Here is a 17,220-nt window from a genome sequence, read left to right as displayed (position 1 = left end):
CCCTCGCCATGTCCGCCTTCCCCGTCTCATCGTTCTCCTGCCCGACGAAAATTCTCTTCGGAGTCGGGGCACACGAGCAGCTTTCCGACGTCCTGCGCGAATGGAACGCCGCGCGCCTGTTCGTCCTGCTCGACCCGGCCCTGGCGGACAGCGCGATCTTCCGCCGGATCGAGGCGCTTCTGACCGGCAACGGCGTTGCCCTGTCCGTCTTCACCGGCATCGAACCGGAACCGGGCGACCGGACGGTGCAGGCCGCCTTCGAACGCTGCCGCGAGCAGGACGCCCAGGCGCTGCTGGCCATCGGCGGGGGAAGCACCATCGACGTGGCGAAGGCCGTGGGCATCCTGATGACCAACGGCGGCCGGATCGCCGATTATGAGGGGATCGAGAAGTTCGCGATCCGCCCGCTGCCGCTGATCGCCGTACCGACCACGGCCGGCACCGGGTCGGAGGTGTCGGGTGCCTGCGTCATCACCGACACCGCGCGCAAGACCAAGATGGCCATCCGCCACGCGGCCTTCAGCCCGGCGCAGGTCGCCATCCTCGATCCCCTCGCGGTCGGCTCCATGCCGGCCCATGTCGCCGCGCACGCGGGGATCGACGCCTTCGTGCACGCCTTCGAATCCTACCTGTCCAAGCGGGCGACGGACTTTTCCGACGCCGTGAACCTGCACGCGATGACCCTGATCGCCGGCAGCATCCGCCCCTTCGTCGCCGACCGGACCAACGTTCCGGCGGCGCTGGACATGCTGTGCGGGTCGGCGCTGGCGGCGATGTCCTTCGGCGTCACCGGCCTCGGCAACGTGCATTGCATGGCGATGTCGGTCGGCGCCCTGTTCCCCGTCCCGCACGGCCTGGCCAACGCGGTCTGCCTGCCCTACGCCGCGGCCTTCAACGTGCCGGCCAAGCCCGAACGCCTGGCCCGGGTCGCCGAAATCCTGGGGGTGGACATCACCGGCCTGACCCGGGATCAGTCGGCGGAAGCCGCCGTGGACGGCCTGCGGACGCTGTGCGCCGACCTCGGCATTCCACCGCGCCTGCGCGATGTCGGCGTGACCGAAGACCGGCTGGAGGAGATGGCACGGCGCAGCTACGCGGCCGACTACAACCGTTGGAACCCGCGACACACCAGCGAGGAGGATTTCCAAGGATTGTTCCGCACGGCGTTCTGAACCGAACACTGGGCAGGATTTCCGAACTCCGCCCACGGATGGGCGGGCTCGGAAATCCTGCAAAACCATAGAGTCCGCAGGTTTCTCCAGCCCGGGCCTGTGGCCCGATCTGGAGAAACCTGCTTAGGCGTCCCCCGGAATGATGGGCGCCGGGTTGTGCGGCCTGAAGCTCAGCCTGCTCCGGGGTGATGCAGCCGATCGCCAAGCGCAAGCGTTGGCGATCGCAGCAGCCTCGGATGCAGGCGAACAGGTTCCGCCCAAGTCGCGTGCGCCAAGCACAGCAGTCCGATGGTGACACGCCGAGGGCGTCGCAGAGCACCCGAGCCGGGTAGTCGTCATGCCACCTCTCCGCTTCCGGCGCGAGCTTAACAGAGCCGTCCACCGATCCGGAGCGGGCCCACTGTCGGGATCAACGAGCTGACGGAGCCTCACCCGTCATGCCGACAGAGACTCTCGGTGAGACGCGCGAAAGCGAGCATGCCGGGATCATCCATGCCGATGCTCTTGTCGGCATACATGCGGGCACGTCCCATGCGGCAAGGTTCATTCCGGAAGCGGACGAGCGCCTCGTCACAGGCTACGACCGCTTTTGCGCGGATCGCAGCTTGATCCCCGGCACCGGCCAGGGCCGAGGAAACCGCATCGAGCGCATCGACCACGGTCTTGTCCCCAAGCTTCGCGCCGCCTCGCGCCATGACGGCATCGCGCGCCTGTTCGAGAAGGGGGGCCAGTTCGCTCCAGGGGATTTCGGTCCGTCCCTTCGTCCTCTTCGACATCGTCAGGAGCCCGGTCGCGAACAAGGTGCCGAGGCTCGATCCCGTGGCGGCGGCCGCGGCCTTGGCAAGGATGCCCAAGCTCACCCCGACATCGTCAATCCCATCCATCCGCTGCTCGGCCATGAGATCCAGCACCCGGCGCAACATGCCGCCGGTGTCGCCATCGCCGAGCCGGGAGTCGGCCGCGTTGAGTTCCTGTTCGAGAGTTGTCATGCGCGCGTGTGCGAGGGCGACACCGGCGGCAATGTGCGTGACGGTCAGGCCCATGGTCAACCAACCTTCCAGAAGGGGCAGGACGCCGGAGCGGCAAGAAGCCGTTCCAGCTCGTCGTCGAGGAAGCAAAGGCTGAGCGACACGCCGGCCATTTCCATCGAGGTCACATAAGGCCCGACCAGGGGTTGGACGACCGCCAGCCCGGCCTTGTCCAGCCGTTCCGCGATGCGCCGGTACAGGATGAAGAGCTCTTCCAGGGGGGTGGCCCCGAGGCTGTTGACCAGGACCGACACCCGGTTTCCGCTTCCCTCGGGGCGTTCCGCCAGGAGGCGGTCGACCATCTCGTCCGCGACGGCATCCGCCGGCTTGAGCGTGTCGCGCCAGATGCCGGGCTCGCCGTGGATGCCGATGCCCATTTCCATTTCGCTTGGGGCGATGCGGAACGACGGCTCCGCCGCACCGGGGATCTGGCAGGACGAGAGGGCGCAGCCGATGGTCCGCGTCCGCTCCACGGCCTTCGCCGCCGCCGCGGTCACCTCGGCCAGCGAGGCGCCCTCGTCGGCCCGGGCGCCGGCGATCTTGTAGGCGTAGACGATGCCGGCGACGCCGCGCCTCTTGTTGCGTTCTTCGGGAGCGGCGCTGGCGATGTCGTCGGTGCCGAGCACCGTGCTCAGTTCCAGGCCATCGTCCTCCAGGAACTCCCCCGCCATATCGAAGTTCATGCGGTCGCCACCGTAGTTCCCGTACAGACGCAGGACACCGCGCCCACCGTCCGCCGCCTTGATCGCGGCTATGCAGGAATCCACGGTCGGGCCTTCGAAGACGTTGCCGATCGAGCAGGCGTCGACGAGGCCCGGACCGACATAGCCGGTGAACAGGGGCAGGTGTCCGGATCCGCCGCCGGTCACGATGCCGACCTTGCCCGCTCGGGCGCCGTCGGACCGGCGGATCACCCGCCCCGCCGGTCCGTCCCGCATCAGTGACGGATGGGCCGCGCAAAGCCCGTCGAGCATCTCGTCCACATAGTGCGCAGGATCGTTGATCAGCTTCTTCACGATGGATTCCTCCCGTTGCGCCGCGTCCGTGCGCCATGGCAGCCCTCCGCCCAAAGCGCTCCGGCGCTTCGGTGACTGGAAGGGTTTGCTGGTCGGATGCGGGCTTGTGGGGCTTGGAACCGGACGCTGGAGCCCGGTCCCGCCCGTTACGTGATGGGTGTGTCCGGCGCCGGCGCCGCGGCGTCGTCACCGTTGCTGTAGCCCAGCTGGAACGAAATCGATTCCGCGTGGCTCATGACGACCGGGGCGAGGCTCTGCACCCGTTCGTGCGTCATGCGCGTGGCGGGGCCGCTCACGCTCACCGCGGCGAAGACATGCCCGCTGGTGTTGCGGATCGGTGCGGCGACGCAGCGCACGCCGATGTCGATCTCACCGTCGTCGATGGCGTATCCGCGCTTGCGGATCGATGCCAAGTCCTCCCTCAGCCGGTCGGGGTCGGTGAGGGTGTTGCGTGTGTAGGCCGGAAGCCCCATCCCGAGGACGCGGTCGATGACGAGGTCGGATTGGAAAGCCAGGGTCGCCTTGCCGACACCGGTGCAATGGCAGGGCGACGCTTCCATCGTGGTCGTCGCGTTGTTCGGGCCGGATCGGCCCCCCGCTCCCCGCTCGATGAAGACCATCTTCATGCCGTCGAAAACGCACAGGTGGACGGCCTCACGTGACAGGGCGCTGAGCGCATCCACGTATGGCTTCGCCACGCGGTGCACGTCCATGTTGGCCAGAACGATCGATCCCAGCTCGAAGAGCTTGATGCCGAGCCGGTACTCGTCGCGGCTGTGATCCTGTTCCAGGAACCCGATTTCCTTGAGCGTGAGAATAAGGCGGTGTGCCGTGCTGCGCGGAAGCTTGGTCCGGCGCGCCACATCGGCAAGCGACAGCCTGCGGTCGACGGTGGAAAAACATTCAAGGACGCTGAGCATCTTTCCAGCTGACTTGATGTTGTTCGTCTTCAAGAATGCCTGTCCCTTCTGCTCACCTGCCGGACAGGCGTACCGGGCATGGTCGTGGAGCCCGGTTCCGCCTGCTTCAGGCGCAAGGCGGAGCAAAGATCGGCCAACCGGCCCTCCCGGGTCAAGTCGTGTCGACGCGCTCATCGTCCCTCCCAGGGCACGCCACCCTCGGAAGCGCGCTTCCGAAGGTGGCCGGCATTCCTTCGCTTCGGCTGACGCCGCTATTCAGCCGCGGCCTTTGTCGGCGAGGCCTCGTAACGAAGCACCTCGCGCAGAGCGACATCGATGCGCGCCTTCTGCGCCTCGGTGGCGGCGGGCATCGGCTGGCGCGGGACGCCGACCTCGCAGCCCTGCCGGCTGAGCGAATACTTGACGCACCCCGGCAGGTTGTCGCCGTTGATCGTGTTCCAGAAGGCCAGAAGACTCCGGTGGATTTCCAGCGCGCGGGGATGGTCGCCGGCCTGCACGGCGTTCCACAGCGCGACGGTCACGCCGGGCACCGCGGCCGGATTCGCCGCAATGGTGCCGTGGGCTCCCAGCGCGAAGGACGGGTAGAGAAGCGCGTCGACCGCCGTGAACACGAGCTTGCCCGGCACCTGCTCGTTCAGCAGATCGGCCATCAGCTTGAGGTCGCCCGCGCTCTGCTTGACGCCGATGACGCTGTCGATCTCCTTCATGATGCGGACCAGGAGCGACGGCGACAGGTAATTCCACGGCACCACGTTGTAGATGATGATCGGCACCTGCGTCTCGCCCGCGAGCGTGCGGAAATGCGCCAGCGTCGCGTCCTCGTCGGGTTTGAAGACGTAGTGGACGGGCGTCACCTGCAGGGCCGCCACCGGCAGGTGCGCCATGGCCCTGGCCTTGGCGATGGCGTCGCGGGTGCTGTTGACGATGATGCCGGCCACGACGGGAACGGCGCCGTCGACCTCCTCGCAGGAAATCGCGACGAGACGCGTCAGCTCCTCGGTCGAGAGGGTGTGCCCCTCGCCGGTGCTTCCTCCGACACAGACGCCGTGGACGCCCTTTTGCAGCATGAACCGCACCTGGGCGCGGAACGCCGCCTCATCGATCTCCCCGTCGGCCGTGAACGGCGTGACCAGGGGGGGGATGATGCCGCTCAGCGATGTTGACATTTGGACGCTTCCTCCTTGTGTGTCCCACAATGCGGTATTTACATTCGGCGCCCATCGCCTGTCAACGCGTAACAAGCCTATTCTAATTGGATATGATTGGATGTTCGCTTGACGAACATCCCGTATCGTGGGATATGGCAAGAAAGGCAGGGCGCCGAACCGCCCTGCGGCATGTCTTGGAGGAGACGCTCATGATGGGACTGCCCATAGGCAGGCTCGGCCGCGGGACGGCGGCCACCGTTGCCATGCTGACGTGTCTTGCGGGGGCCGCTCCGGCCCTTGCCGAATGGCCCGAGCGGCCGGTGACGCTGATCGTCATTGCCGGGGCCGGAGGCGGCAGCGACTATACGATGCGCCTGCTCGCCCGGGAACTCGAAGCCAAGCTCGGCCGCCCCTTCAACGTCGTCAACCAGCCTCAGGCGTCGGGCGTCGTCGGGATGACGACCTACACGACGGCCAAGCCCGACGGCTACACGCTTGGCCAGATCGCCCCGTTCGCCCAGTACAAGCTGCTGGGACAGGCCGATTTCACGTCGGCGAGCTACACCCCGATCGCCCAGTTCAACGCCGATCCCGCGGCGGTGCACGTTGCGCAGAACTCCCCGCTGAAGAGCGTGGCGGACATCGTGGCCAAGCTGAAGGCGGATCCCGGCTCGCTCCGCATCTCGTGCGGCGGCACGTGCAACGCCAGTTGGGACATCCCCTTCATTTCCCTGCTTCTCGACCAGGGCGTCGATGCCAAACGGCTCAATCTGATTCCCGCCGCCGGATCGGCGGCCGGACTGCAGGAACTGGCCTCCGGCGGCGTCGATGTCGTCCTGTGCTCGCTTCCCGAGGTCGATGCGTTGCGCGACGCAGGCCGGGTCCGCAGCATCGCGGTGATGAGCGAGAAACGCATCGAGGGCTACCCGGACGTCGCCACCGTCGGCGAACAGGTCGGGAAGCCGTACAGTGGCGGCACCTGGCGCGGTCTGGCCGGCCCCCCCGGCATGGACCCCGCGCTCGTGGCGCGGATCGAATCCGCGGTGAAGGACGCGTTCGAGAGCGACCGCTTCCAGAACGAGATGAAGGCGCGCCGGTTCGGGGCGGCCTGGCTTGGACGGACCGAGCTGAAGGCCTTCATGGAGCAGCACGAGCAGGAGACCGCACGCGCGATCAACGCCGTCGGGTACAACAAGTAAGATATCGATCCGATGGCGTGCGCGCCTCGGACGGCAACGGGAGGGAAATCCATGCGTTTCAGCGTTCTTGCATCCGTTCTGATGGCTTTCGCCGGGCTGGCCGGCACGGCGCAGGCCGAATATCCCGAGCGCCCTGTGACGATCATCGTTCCGGCGGCGGCCGGCGGCGGCGGCGATACGACGACCCGCATCCTGGCACGGGAACTGAAGGACATCCTCGGGCAGCCGATCACCATCATCAACCAGGGCCAGGGCGGTGGCGTGGTCGGCCTGACGGCGATCAAGAACGCCACGCCCGACGGCTACACCATCGGGCTTCTCTTCCCGTATGCGGGGTACAAGGCGACGGGACAAGCCGACTTCTCGGCCAAGGACTTCACGCCGATCGCCAACTTCAACGGTGATTCCTCCTCCCTTCTGGTCGGTTCCGGGTCCCGCTTCAAGGACCTGAAGACGGCCCTGGAGGCGATCAAGGCCTCTCCGGGATCCTTCAAGGTTCATTGCAGCGGCGGCTGCGGCAGCGTGTGGGACATCCCGGTGGCGGGCATGATGCTCGACTATGGGATCGACGTTGCCGCGATCAAATGGGTGCCGGGCCAGGGCGCCGCACCCGGCCTCATTGAGCTCGCGGCGGGCGGCGTGGATTTCCAGACCGCCTCCCTTCCCGAGGCGTCCGCCCTGATGTCGGCCGGCCGCGTGCGTCCCCTGGCCGTTCTGAGCCCCGAGCCGGTGCCCGGATTCCCCAATGCGCCCACCACCAAGCAGTCCATCGGCACCGCCGTCGACGGCGGAACGTGGCGGGCCCTCGGCGGTCCGGCCGGAATGCCGGGCGATGTGGTCGCGAAGCTGGACGCCGCGGTTGCCAAGGCGACGGAGAGCGCGGCGTACAAGGAAGCCATGGCGAAGGCGAACTTCGGGGTCAAGTACCTGAACGGCAAGCAGCTTGAGGAGCTGATGCTGCGGCACGAGAAGGACACCGCCCGCGTCATGGACGCCCTTGGTTACGGCAAGTGATCGGCGGGGGGCCGGGCAACCCATGCATTCCTTCTGACGGTGGAGGCTATCCGCCATGAAAGTTCAAGACGTCTTCGTCGGCCTGTTCTTCATCGCGATCGGCATCCTGATGATCGAATACGCGGCCGATCTGAAGCCGCCGCGCCACCTCAAGTTCGGCCCTGGATTTTTCCCGCTGCTCATCGGCTCGGGGCTGATCCTCGTCGGAGGGGTCATCGCGCTGCTCGGCCTCCGCACCTTGCGCACCGAACCCCTCTGGCACCGACCGGAGTGGTCGCGGACCAGACGGGGCTGGGTGCGGTTCTGCTCCATCCCCGCCGCGATCGCCCTCTACGTGCTGATCGTCGACGCGGCTGGCTTCCTGCTCACCGCCGTCCTGGTGATGGTCCTCGTGCTGGCCGTATCCGGTGTGCCCCTGCGCCGCAGCGTGCCGGCCGGAGCCGTCACCGCCGTCGTGCTGACGGCAATCTTCGCCTCCGTGCTCCACGTACCCCTGCCGTGGGGACCGCTTCAGAACATTTCGGGGTGGCTGCTATGGTGATCCTAACGGACGTTCTCGGCGTCCTGCTCGACGTCCACCTGCTGCTGGTGATCGTCGCTTCGGCCATCTACGGGCTGGTGCTGGGGGCGATCCCCGGCCTGACCGCGCTGATGGCCACGGCCCTGCTGGTGCCGGTCGTCATGTTCATGGAACCCGTGCCGGCGATCGCGGCCATCATCACCTCCTCCGCCATGGCCATCTTTGCCGGCGACATCCCGGGTGCGCTCATGCGCATGCCGGGCACGCCGGCGTCGGCGGCCTACACCGACGACGCGTACAGCCTGACGCGCGAAGGCAAGGCCGGGCTGTCCCTCGGAGCCGGCCTGTTCTCCTCGGTTCTGGGGGGCCTGCTGAGCGCCCTGGTTCTGACCCTGGCGGCTCCGAACCTGGCCGAGCTGGCGCTTCAGTTCAGCAGCGTGGAATATTTCTGGCTCGCGGTTCTGGGCCTCAGCTGCGCGACGTTCGTCGGCGGCTCGTCACTTCTCAAGGGGGTGGCGGCTCTGCTGTTCGGGCTGGGGCTGTCGACCATCGGCATGGATCCGGTCTCCGGGACTCCACGCTTCACCTTCGGCGTCACCAATCTGCTCGGCGGCCTCGGCCTGATTCCGCTGCTCATCGGCGTCTTCGCGATCTCCGAGCTGTTGCGCACCGTGACGCTTCCGCCAACCGGCGAACGGCAGGCGCAGTTGGCGGTCGGTTCGGTGAGCGCCGGCATGGGCCGCCTGATGTGGCGACACCGCCGCGAGGTCCTGCGCGGAAGCACGCTGGGAACGCTCGTCGGCGCTCTGCCGGGGGCCGGCGCGGACATCGCCGCATGGATCTCCTATGCGGTCACCCGCCGGTCGCAAAAGGGCAAGGATCCGAACGCCCTCGACCAGAAAGTCGAACGCCTCATCTCCGCCGGCGCGGCGAACAACGCCAGCCTGGGGGGAGCCTACATCCCGGCGACCGTGTTCGGAATCCCAGGCGATGCGATCACCGCCATCGTGATCAGCGTCATGTTCCTGAAGGGCCTCAACCCCGGCCCAACCATCTTCCTCAACAACCCGACGGCGATCTACTCGATCTTCGCGATCTTCTTCGTTGCGAACCTTCTGATGATTCCGCTGGGCATCCTGTGCATCCGCACCTTCGGCCTGATCCTGAAGGTGCCGAGGACCTATCTGACACCGATCATCCTGCTCTTCTGCATCGTCGGGGCCTTTTCGGTCGAGAACACGCTGTTCGCGGTCGGAATCATCGCCATCGTCGGTTTGCTCGGCTATTTCATGGAAGCCAACGACATTCCGATGGCTCCGGCGGTGCTCGGCCTGATCCTCGGGCCGGTGATCGAGCAGACCTTCATGACGTCCATGCTGAAGAGCGGCGGAGAGTTGTCCGTGTTCTTCGACCGTCCGCTCGCCATCGCCCTCGCGGTGGTGACGCTGGGCTCCTGGGCGCTGACCGGCGTCTTGAAACTCGTGGACGCAGCCAAGGCGCGCCCCGTCCTGACGTGACGCGCCGCGGCCACTCCTCATCGTGACCACGCGCGGAGGGCTCCGGGGGCCCTCCGCGCTGCAGTTCAAGAAACCCCTGACAGGAACGTGCCATGACGATGACTGGCGAGATGCTGATCGGCGGCGGCGCCGTGTATGGCAAGGGCATCGCCTTCCGGGCTGTCGACCCCGCCACCGGCCGCGAGATGGAGCCGGCCTTCGGCGGCGGCGGCGAGGATGAGGTGGAGCGCGCCTGCGCTCTGGCCTGGGAGGCGTTCGACATCTTTCGTGAAACGGGCCTGGAAACCCGCGCCCGCTTCCTTGAGACCATGGCCCGGCGCATCCTCGATCTGGGCGACGCGCTGCTCGAGCGGGCCGTTGCCGAGAGCGGCCTGCCGCGTCCCCGTATCGAGGGCGAGCGCGGCCGGACGGTCGGCCAGTTGCGCCTGTTCGCCCAAGTGGTGCGGGAGGGCGGTTGGCTCGACGCCCACATCGACCGGGCACAGCCTGACCGCAGCCCCCTGCCGCGGCCCGACCTGCGCCAGCGCCACATCGCGCTGGGCCCCGTGGCGGTGTTCGGGGCCAGCAATTTCCCGCTGGCCTTTTCCGTGGCCGGCGGTGACACCGCGTCGGCGCTGGCCGCCGGTTGTCCGGTGGTCGTCAAGGCGCATCCCGCCCATCCCGGCACATCGGAGCTGGTCGGACGCGCCATTCAATCTGCGGTTGCCGAGTGCCGCCTGCCGGACGGCGTGTTCTCCATGCTGTTCGATTCCGGGCATGCGGTCGGAACCGCGCTGGTCGCCGACCGGCGCATCAAGGCCGTGGGCTTCACCGGCTCCCGCCGGGGCGGCGTTGCGCTGATGAACGTCGCGGCGGCGCGGCGGGAGCCCATCCCCGTCTATGCCGAGATGAGCAGCATCAACCCGATATTCCTGCTGCCTGCCGCTCTGGAGACGCGCGCGGAAACGCTTGGCAAGGCGTTCGCCGCCTCGTTGACCATGGGCGCCGGTCAGTTCTGCACGAATCCGGGGCTCGTCCTCGCGGTGGACGGCCCCGGCCTGGACCGCTTTTTGGAGGCGGCCTCGGCAGCCTTGCGGGAGAGCGCGGCGGCCACCATGCTGACATCGGGCATCCACGCCGCCTATGACGAAGGCGTGCGCCGGCTGACGGCTCGTTCGGATGTGCGGACGGTCGCGCGCGGGCAGGCCTGCGCTGGACCGAACCAGGGCCAGGCGGCGCTGTTCGCCACCGACGCCGCGGCCTTCCTGTCCGACCCCGGCTTGCAGGAGGAGGTGTTCGGCTCCGCCTCTCTGGTGATCCGCTGCCCCGAGGTGGCGACGATGCGTGCGGTGGCCGAGCGTCTGGAGGGCCAACTCACCGCGACCGTGCACGCCGACGACGCGGACGCCGACTTGGCCCGCCACCTCTTCCCGACACTGGAGCGGAAGGCTGGACGGGTGCTGTTCAACGGCTGGCCGACGGGGGTCGAGGTGTGCCATGCCATCGTCCACGGCGGCCCCTTTCCGGCGACCTCCGACAGCCGGACCACCTCGGTGGGGGCCCTGGCGATCCGCCGCTTCCTGCGGCCCGTCTGTTACCAGGATGTTCCGGCGGCGCTGCTGCCCGAGGCGGTTCAGGATGGCAACCCGCTGAACCTGTGGCGCCGTATCGACGGCGATCTTCAGGGACCCGACGGGAAGGACGCCTCCGTTTGTGAGCCTGCCGGCAGGATCGAGGGTGAGGCCCGCTGATCGCCACGGAAGTGTCCGGAATTTCGTGCTCGGCGGGGCGGGTTGAGTGTCGGGCGTTCATCGGGGCTTGGCACGGTTCGATGAGGCCTCCGGTTGCGGTGGATTGCACCGCAACSGGAGGTCTTTGAGATTCAGGTCCGGGCCGAGGTCGCCGGCGCGCCGCTGGCGGCGTGATCACCGGAGCGCCATCAGCCTCCCGGCCAAATCAGGCTTCGCTCCGCCCGGCTACCAACAAGTTGACGGTGCCAAGCAGCCAGTTTCGATGTCGTTGCAGCTGGACCTCGGCTTCTCATCGGCTACACTGCCGCCGCGCACGAACATCCGCATGGTCTTGTTGCGGCTGGACTTCAGTTTCCCATCGGCTACACTTGGAACCAGGATGGCGACTACACGATCCCGGTTGCGGCTGGACTTCAGTTTCCCATCGGCTACACTATCAGGTCCTCGCGCAGCGCCGGGCGCAGGTTGCGGCTGGACTTCAGTTTCCCATCGGCTACACTGACCTGCACTGTCGGGTGGGACAATCCCTTGTTGCGGCTGGACTTCAGTTTCCCATCGGCTACACTTGAACGCCATCAACAACCTGCGGCACGAGACGTTGCGGCTGGACTTCAGTTTCCCATCGGCTACACTTCGGCGAAGGGCGTCGTTTCCCTCGACATTGTTGCGGCTGGACTTCAGTTTCCCATCGGCTACACTGCCGTGATCGAACGCCTTGGCGCCATCGGGGTTGCGGCTGGACTTCAGTTTCCCATCGGCTACACTGCTTGCCGACATCGTGCGCATCACCGACGTGTTGCGGCTGGACTTCAGTTTCCCATCGGCTACACTTAGCCGAAGGCGACCAGCACGATCACCGAGTTGCGGCTGGACTTCAGTTTCCCATCGGCTACACTCACCGAAATCAATGCGGCGCCTCGCCAGATGTTGCGGCTGGACTTCAGTTTCCCATCGGCTACACTACGAAGGATATCTCCCACGCCACCAGGGCGGTTGCGGCTGGACTTCAGTTTCCCATCGGCTACACTGTCGCCCTTGACGAAGACCAACACGTTCTGGTTGCGGCTGGACTTCAGTTTCCCATCGGCTACACTCTTCACGACGAGCGGCCGATTGGCCCACAGGTTGCGGCTGGACTTCAGTTTCCCATCGGCTACACTCTTCACCAAACGCCAGTCGTCGGCCTCGAGGTTGCGGCTGGACTTCAGTTTCCCATCGGCTACACTGCGGATCTCCTGACCATCGAAGCCGACGCGGTTGCGGCTGGACTTCAGTTTCCCATCGGCTACACTAGGGGGCGGGATAAGGCACTGAAAAGGCAGCTTTATCCCGCCCTTTTTCGGTATGGAATCCCTCTTCGCGCGGGTCAGAACAGCACATATTGCTCCGGATTTTTCCGGGACGGCTGGCGTACGCGGCCGTCGAAGCACAGGATGGTTTCATACTGCTTGTCCGTGATGAAGACGATATGTACCTTTCCGGTGGGCGGAATGGCCTTCTCGATTCGCCGGGTTAGCGCCTCCGCCTGCTCCTTGCCCACGCAGTGGCGCAGGTAGACGGAAAACTGCGACATCTCGAAACCCTGGTCGAGCAGGAACTTGCGGAAGGTCGTGGCGGCCTTGCGCTCGCGCTTGGTCAGCACCGGCAAGTCGAACAGAACCATCATCCACATGATCCGGTACCCGCTCAGCATCGACGCCGCTTGATCGCCTCTCTGTGAACCTGCCCCGTCACGCCGGTTGCGGCACCTTCGGAGGCGCCGGCCACTCCAGCGGCATCGGCGCCCACGCCTTGCTCCCTTCGCCCGCCGGCAGATCGAGTGTGGCTTCCCCACTCTCATAGGCCTGAGCCAGTGATGTCGCCGCCCGCATCACCACGGTGGACAGGGGTGTCGTGCCCTCGGCCGTTGGCAGGTCGAGCGACGGCACGAGAGCCAGGAAGCGCTTGGCCTCCGGAGTCACCGCTTCATGCCCGGCCTCGGTCAGCCGCAGCACGGCAAGGTCAACGAAGGGGCGGAACGGCTCCATCAGGTCATCCACCAGGCACAGCGGGTTGCCTCGGTTGCGGTGGAACAGCCCCAGTGTGGGATGCAGCCCCGCCCCCATCACCCCGCGCGCCACGGTGGAACGCAGGATCGCATAGCCGTAGTTCAGCAACCCGTTTACCCCGCCCGCATCCGAGTCGCGTCGGAAGTCGTCGCCGAACAGCAGCGGCCAGTAGCGGCGTGCGGCCTGCGCCTCGATGTTGTCCGGGTCGCCGGAACGCACCTTGCGGGCCAAAGCCTCGAAGGCGCCGGAGGGCGCGCCCCTCGCCTCCAGCACCGCGCCCTGCTGGCGAATCTTGGCGCGCACCAGGATCTGCCACAGCCTTTTCGTCTGCGGGACCGACACGTCGAGCTGGGCACGCATGCGCTGGGCCTGCACATGGTGGCCGTCAACCGGCCAAAGGAAGGCCGCCGGCACATGGTTCGGCCCGCACAGCACCACCGGCACGCCCCGTTCGGACAAGGCCAGAAGCAAATTGTTGGAATAGGTCAGCCCGTGCGCGTTCGCCACCACGGAGGCGATGTCGTCCAGCGGGACCCGCCCGATCTCCGCGCCACGCGCCTCCACCACCAGGAAGCCGCGCGACAGCGAGAGGTGCCGGCCGTCCTCGGCGATCTCGACGATGCGGCCGGTCATGAAGCCGTCTCCAGATCAGGCGGCAACACCGCCCATTTCGGGAAGCCGGGGTCGCGCACCCGGCCCAGCGGATCGACCGTCACCCGTCGCGCTTCGCGCTGGCGCAGCATGCTGAAGGCGACGATCAGCCAGCGAAACGGATCGTCCGGGTCGGCATGGCGCTTGTCCAACTCGCCCGCCTCGACATGCTCGGCCATGCGGACGCGGTTGTTGGCGGGCTCCAGCCGCGCCACGCGCATGATGCGCAAGCGCCCGTCATGCATCAGCTTCACGAGGTCGCCCTTGTGCAGGCGCATGACGAAGCGCTCGCCCTGTGCCGGGACGTAAGGGGCGGCGCGGCCGTCGGGCAGGGCGGTGCGGTGCGCCTCGAACAGGGTCGCGGCGCGGCCGGTCCAGCGGCCATCGGGCAGGGCCACGATGTCGATGTGGTGCACGTCGCCGGCGATCAGGCCCTTGTAGGGCCCGCCGTCCGGCCCGTTGAGCCAGATCGGGTCGGCCTCCTTGGCCAGCAGGCGGGTGCGGCGGATGCCGGTCCAGGGCGCGGTCGCCGCCAGATCCTCCGCCGCCTTCGCCACCGCCTGCTTGACGTCCAGCCGGTCGGGGCCGGCCTTGTGGAAGGCGACGCGGTCCTGCATGGCCCGGCACAGGTCGGGGTCGCGGATGCGCGCGATCTCCTTCTCCGTCAGGCCGTCCAACGGCTTGCGGTAGACGAGGTTGAAGCCCTTCTCCCGCTCTTTCTCGGTGGTCGGGCCATAGGCGGTGTCCTCGTGCAGGCGGCCGCCGGTGCCGTGTTCCGGCTTGTGCGAGACGGTCAGCCCGCGCACCCGCGCGGCCAGCTCGTCGCGGAAGCCGTCCCAGGGGTCCTCCAGATCGTCCATCAGCCGGTCGATCCCGCGGTCCTCCGCGCGGGAAGCGGCCTGGGCCACCTTCTGCACCATGCCCTGGTCGATGCAGCCGATCACCGCGGCGTCCAGCGCGTGGTGCCGGTGGTCGTCGCGGTTCTTGGCGTGGGTCGCGTCCATCGGCGGATCGCCGCCCTCGCGGTTGTGGTCGCGCAGGATGGAATCGACGCCCCAGCGCCGGCGCAGCAGGGCGGTCAGCCGCCCCGGCGAGACGCGCACCCGGTCGGGGTGGCAGACGTGGCGCAGATACTCCCGCGCCAGCCGCGCGAGGTATTGCGTGTCGGTGATCTGCCGGGCGAGGAAACCGCCCTCCTCGTCCCAGCGGTTCATGGCGTTCTCGGCGAAGCGCCAGCGCTTGTTGGGCGGCAGGTCCTCCACGCAGCCGAGAATCCGCGACCAGCGCGCCTCGTCCGTGTGCCAGCGCTCGTACGGCGTCCTGTTCGCCTTCTCGCGGTTGGCGGCGGTCAGGCAGACCACCTTGTTGGCGGCGCTGTCGTCCAGGCTGCGGGAGAAGGGCAGGATGTGGTCGATATCCACCTTCTCCGACAGCAGAAGCTCCAGCCCGATGGTCTCGCCGGTGTAGGGGCAGCGGCGGTTGATGCCGCTCCCCTGCTCTTCCCACAGGCGCAGCTTCATCAGGTTGCGGCCGTTGACCGGCGCGTTGACGCGGCGCAGCAGGGCCTTGCGGTCGTCGTTCTTCCTTTGGTTCTCCGCCTGCTCCTTCTCGTTGCGGCGACGGGCCTCCTGGGTCTGCTTCAGCGGACGGGCCAGTTCCACGACGATCTCGTGCGGGTGGCCATAGCGTTCAATCAGCCCGTTCACCACCAGCCGCAACTGGTTCAGCCCGATGTGCACCGTCGGGTTGGCGAGCCGGCCGAGCCGCTTTTCCTCCCCATGCTGCGGGTCGCCGGTGCCGAAGGCGACGTGGCGTTCCAGAACCGCGCCGTAATAGGGCAGCGTGTTGAGCCGCTCCCCCGGCCGGCGGTCGGAATGGTGGGCGCCGGGGACGGCGACCGGAACGGCCTCGTCGTAGCGGATCGGGCGCCCCTCCCGCGACTCCCGCTCCAGCACCGGCAACAGGACGGCCAGGGCCTTCCGACCGATGCGCAGGTGGAAGTCGGGCAGAGGCGCGTCGGCGACGCGGGCGGCGGCTTCGGGCTCCAGCTCCCAGCGGGCGACCAGCCAGTCGATCAGCGCGCCCTCGTCGGTTTCCGACAGCAACCGCTCGACCAGTTCGTCCTGCTCGGCCAGGGTCAGCCTCGCCCAGCGCGGGCCGAAGCGCTTCTTGTCGGACAACAGGGCCGAGGTCTCGTCGGTCGCCAGTTCCGGCCGGCGGGTGGATTCGTGGGAGAACTCCACATCCGAGCCGAGTTTCAGCGCCTTGCGGATGTCCTTGAAGGTGATGGCTTTCCGGGTCGGCTTGGCCTTCGCCGCGCGCAGGATCAGGTCGCGCTCTTCGACGGTCAACGGCCGTTCGCTGCGGTCCGGCGCGATGATCCGCAGGTTGGCGAGTTCGGTGCAGAACCGGAACCGCTGCGCCGAGGGCAGAGCGCGCGGGGCGCGGGGATCGTCCGGGAACAGCGAGCATTTGCCGACCGCCGGCGGCTTCAGCGGGCGCTGGTGGAAGATGCGGTGGCGCAGGGTGGCGCGCGCGTCCTCCGTCAGCAAGGCCGGGTGGTGACGCGCCTGGGCCGCCCACAGCCGGTCGAACTCCGCCTCCAGCATCGGGCGGGCCGGGTAGAAAGGGTATTCGGCCTTGGCGCCCCGCCCCACCATCCGGGCGCGCACGCTGCGCCCGTTGGCGCGCAGCCAGTCGAAGAAGGCGCCGAGGGTCGGGGCGCCGGCCTCCGCCATCTGGACGTCCAGCTTGTCGATGGCGGTGCGGATCTTGCCCGCCTCCTCCTCGTCGCCGGCGCCGCGCATCGCCTTGAAGCCCCGGCGCTGGTTGATGTGGAACAGCGCCCGGCCGATCTCGTGGGGCTCCAGCCGCTCGGTCAGCCCGCGCGCGCGCAGGTCGAGCGGATCGAGCGTTTCCAGCGCCTTGCGCGCCGCCCGGTCGCCGGGCATCAGGCCGAAGCGGATCAGCGCCGCCATCAGCCGGTTGCGCCGCACCAGCGTCCGGTCGCGCCGCCGCCGCATCTGCCGCGCGATTCGCCGCGCCACGGCGAGAGAACTCTTGTCCTGGGGGTTGCGCCCATCGGTGAAAATACGGACACCCATGCGCCGGATGCCCTTCGGCTGTCCGTCATGGTCGAGATCGAGCACGCACCAGCCAAGGGAATTGGTGCCGAGGTCAAGGGACAGGCGATAGGGCTGCATGGGATCGGGCCGCTCCCCAAGTAGGAATACTCGCGTGTTCGGCTAGGGTCGGTT

Annotated in this window: 13 protein-coding genes and 1 CRISPR repeat array; of the genes, 6 read left to right on the top strand and 7 right to left on the bottom strand. The window is 67.6% G+C overall.

The window, feature by feature from the left end; genetic code table 11:
• The first annotated feature begins 8 nt into the window (after positions 1-8).
• Complete coding sequence (locus tag AC1DVI_RS11345) at positions 9-1,172, top strand: iron-containing alcohol dehydrogenase (RefSeq protein WP_476958063.1); 1,164 nt, start codon at positions 9-11, stop codon at positions 1,170-1,172.
• A 428-nt stretch (positions 1,173-1,600) separates the two neighbouring features.
• On the opposite strand, the gene AC1DVI_RS11340 is transcribed toward AC1DVI_RS11345, so the two are convergent.
• The 4 genes from AC1DVI_RS11340 to AC1DVI_RS11325 form a co-directional block, all read right to left on the bottom strand.
• Positions 1,601-2,215: a dihydroxyacetone kinase subunit L gene (locus tag AC1DVI_RS11340; protein WP_476958062.1), complete on the bottom strand. Its 615-nt coding sequence runs from the start codon at positions 2,213-2,215 to the stop codon at positions 1,601-1,603.
• Positions 2,216-2,217: 2 nt separating this feature from the next.
• Positions 2,218-3,216 (bottom strand): dihydroxyacetone kinase subunit DhaK, encoded by a 999-nt coding sequence (locus AC1DVI_RS11335; RefSeq protein WP_476958061.1) that lies wholly within the window; start codon positions 3,214-3,216, stop codon positions 2,218-2,220.
• A 146-nt stretch (positions 3,217-3,362) separates the two neighbouring features.
• Complete coding sequence (locus AC1DVI_RS11330; protein ID WP_476958060.1) at positions 3,363-4,169, bottom strand: IclR family transcriptional regulator; 807 nt, start codon at positions 4,167-4,169, stop codon at positions 3,363-3,365.
• Between the two features lie 218 nt (positions 4,170-4,387).
• Complete coding sequence (locus AC1DVI_RS11325) at positions 4,388-5,302, bottom strand: dihydrodipicolinate synthase family protein (protein WP_476958059.1); 915 nt, start codon at positions 5,300-5,302, stop codon at positions 4,388-4,390.
• Positions 5,303-5,493: 191 nt separating this feature from the next.
• Between AC1DVI_RS11325 and AC1DVI_RS11320 the strand changes: the two genes are divergently transcribed.
• The 5 genes from AC1DVI_RS11320 (at position 5,494) to AC1DVI_RS11300 (ending at position 11,264) form a co-directional block, all read left to right on the top strand.
• Positions 5,494-6,483 carry a Bug family tripartite tricarboxylate transporter substrate binding protein gene (locus tag AC1DVI_RS11320; RefSeq protein ID WP_476958058.1) on the top strand — a complete coding sequence of 330 codons (990 nt, stop codon included), beginning with the start codon at positions 5,494-5,496 and terminating at the stop codon, positions 6,481-6,483.
• 51 nt (positions 6,484-6,534) lie between these two features.
• Entirely contained in the window at positions 6,535-7,497 is a 963-nt protein-coding gene (locus tag AC1DVI_RS11315; protein ID WP_476958057.1) for a tripartite tricarboxylate transporter substrate binding protein, read from the top strand.
• 55 nt (positions 7,498-7,552) lie between these two features.
• Positions 7,553-8,038 (top strand): tripartite tricarboxylate transporter TctB family protein, encoded by a 486-nt coding sequence (locus AC1DVI_RS11310; RefSeq protein ID WP_476958056.1) that lies wholly within the window; start codon positions 7,553-7,555, stop codon positions 8,036-8,038.
• Entirely contained in the window at positions 8,032-9,534 is a 1,503-nt protein-coding gene (locus AC1DVI_RS11305; RefSeq protein ID WP_476958055.1) for a tripartite tricarboxylate transporter permease, read from the top strand. Before AC1DVI_RS11310 ends, AC1DVI_RS11305 begins: the two co-directional genes overlap by 7 nt.
• A gap of 92 nt (positions 9,535-9,626) precedes the next feature.
• Positions 9,627-11,264 carry an aldehyde dehydrogenase (NADP(+)) gene (locus tag AC1DVI_RS11300; RefSeq protein WP_476958054.1) on the top strand — a complete coding sequence of 546 codons (1,638 nt, stop codon included), beginning with the start codon at positions 9,627-9,629 and terminating at the stop codon, positions 11,262-11,264.
• Positions 11,265-11,531: 267 nt separating this feature from the next.
• A CRISPR array of direct repeats spans positions 11,532-12,556; the repeat unit is 36 nt; unit sequence GTTGCGGCTGGACTTCAGTTTCCCATCGGCTACACT.
• Positions 12,557-12,630: 74 nt separating this feature from the next.
• Here AC1DVI_RS11300 and cas2 read toward each other — a convergent pair.
• From cas2 to cas9, 3 genes are all read right to left on the bottom strand, one after another.
• Positions 12,631-12,930, bottom strand: coding sequence for a CRISPR-associated endonuclease Cas2 (gene cas2 / locus AC1DVI_RS11295; protein ID WP_247889944.1), 300 nt, complete (start codon positions 12,928-12,930; stop codon positions 12,631-12,633).
• A 64-nt stretch (positions 12,931-12,994) separates the two neighbouring features.
• Positions 12,995-13,945 (bottom strand): type II CRISPR-associated endonuclease Cas1, encoded by a 951-nt coding sequence (gene cas1 / locus AC1DVI_RS11290; RefSeq protein WP_476958053.1) that lies wholly within the window; start codon positions 13,943-13,945, stop codon positions 12,995-12,997.
• Positions 13,942-17,166, bottom strand: a complete 3,225-nt coding sequence (gene cas9, locus AC1DVI_RS11285) for a type II CRISPR RNA-guided endonuclease Cas9 (protein WP_476958052.1) — start codon at positions 17,164-17,166, stop codon at positions 13,942-13,944. The genes cas1 and cas9 overlap by 4 nt, the downstream gene beginning before the upstream one ends.
• Between the last annotated feature and the right edge of the window lie 54 nt (positions 17,167-17,220).

It is taken from the genome of Azospirillum sp. P4_B5, assembly GCF_056402275.1.
Note: the sequence above shows the minus strand (reverse complement) of the source record. Positions and strands in the feature narration are given on the sequence as shown.

Excerpts from the sequence above, each read along its gene's own strand:
- AC1DVI_RS11340 (WP_476958062.1), bottom strand. The coding sequence starts at position 2,215 with ATGGGCCTGACCGTCACGCACATTGCCGCCGGTGTCGCCCTCGCACAC.
- cas9 (WP_476958052.1), bottom strand. The coding sequence starts at position 17,166 with ATGCAGCCCTATCGCCTGTCCCTTGACCTCGGCACCAATTCCCTTGGC.
- AC1DVI_RS11305 (WP_476958055.1), top strand. The coding sequence starts at position 8,032 with ATGGTGATCCTAACGGACGTTCTCGGCGTCCTGCTCGACGTCCACCTG.
- AC1DVI_RS11320 (WP_476958058.1), top strand. The coding sequence starts at position 5,494 with ATGATGGGACTGCCCATAGGCAGGCTCGGCCGCGGGACGGCGGCCACC.
- AC1DVI_RS11300 (WP_476958054.1), top strand. The coding sequence starts at position 9,627 with ATGACGATGACTGGCGAGATGCTGATCGGCGGCGGCGCCGTGTATGGC.
- cas2 (WP_247889944.1), bottom strand. The coding sequence starts at position 12,930 with ATGATGGTTCTGTTCGACTTGCCGGTGCTGACCAAGCGCGAGCGCAAG.
- AC1DVI_RS11345 (WP_476958063.1), top strand. The coding sequence starts at position 9 with ATGTCCGCCTTCCCCGTCTCATCGTTCTCCTGCCCGACGAAAATTCTC.
- cas1 (WP_476958053.1), bottom strand. The coding sequence starts at position 13,945 with ATGACCGGCCGCATCGTCGAGATCGCCGAGGACGGCCGGCACCTCTCG.
- AC1DVI_RS11325 (WP_476958059.1), bottom strand. The coding sequence starts at position 5,302 with ATGTCAACATCGCTGAGCGGCATCATCCCCCCCCTGGTCACGCCGTTC.
- AC1DVI_RS11310 (WP_476958056.1), top strand. The coding sequence starts at position 7,553 with ATGAAAGTTCAAGACGTCTTCGTCGGCCTGTTCTTCATCGCGATCGGC.
- AC1DVI_RS11315 (WP_476958057.1), top strand. The coding sequence starts at position 6,535 with ATGCGTTTCAGCGTTCTTGCATCCGTTCTGATGGCTTTCGCCGGGCTG.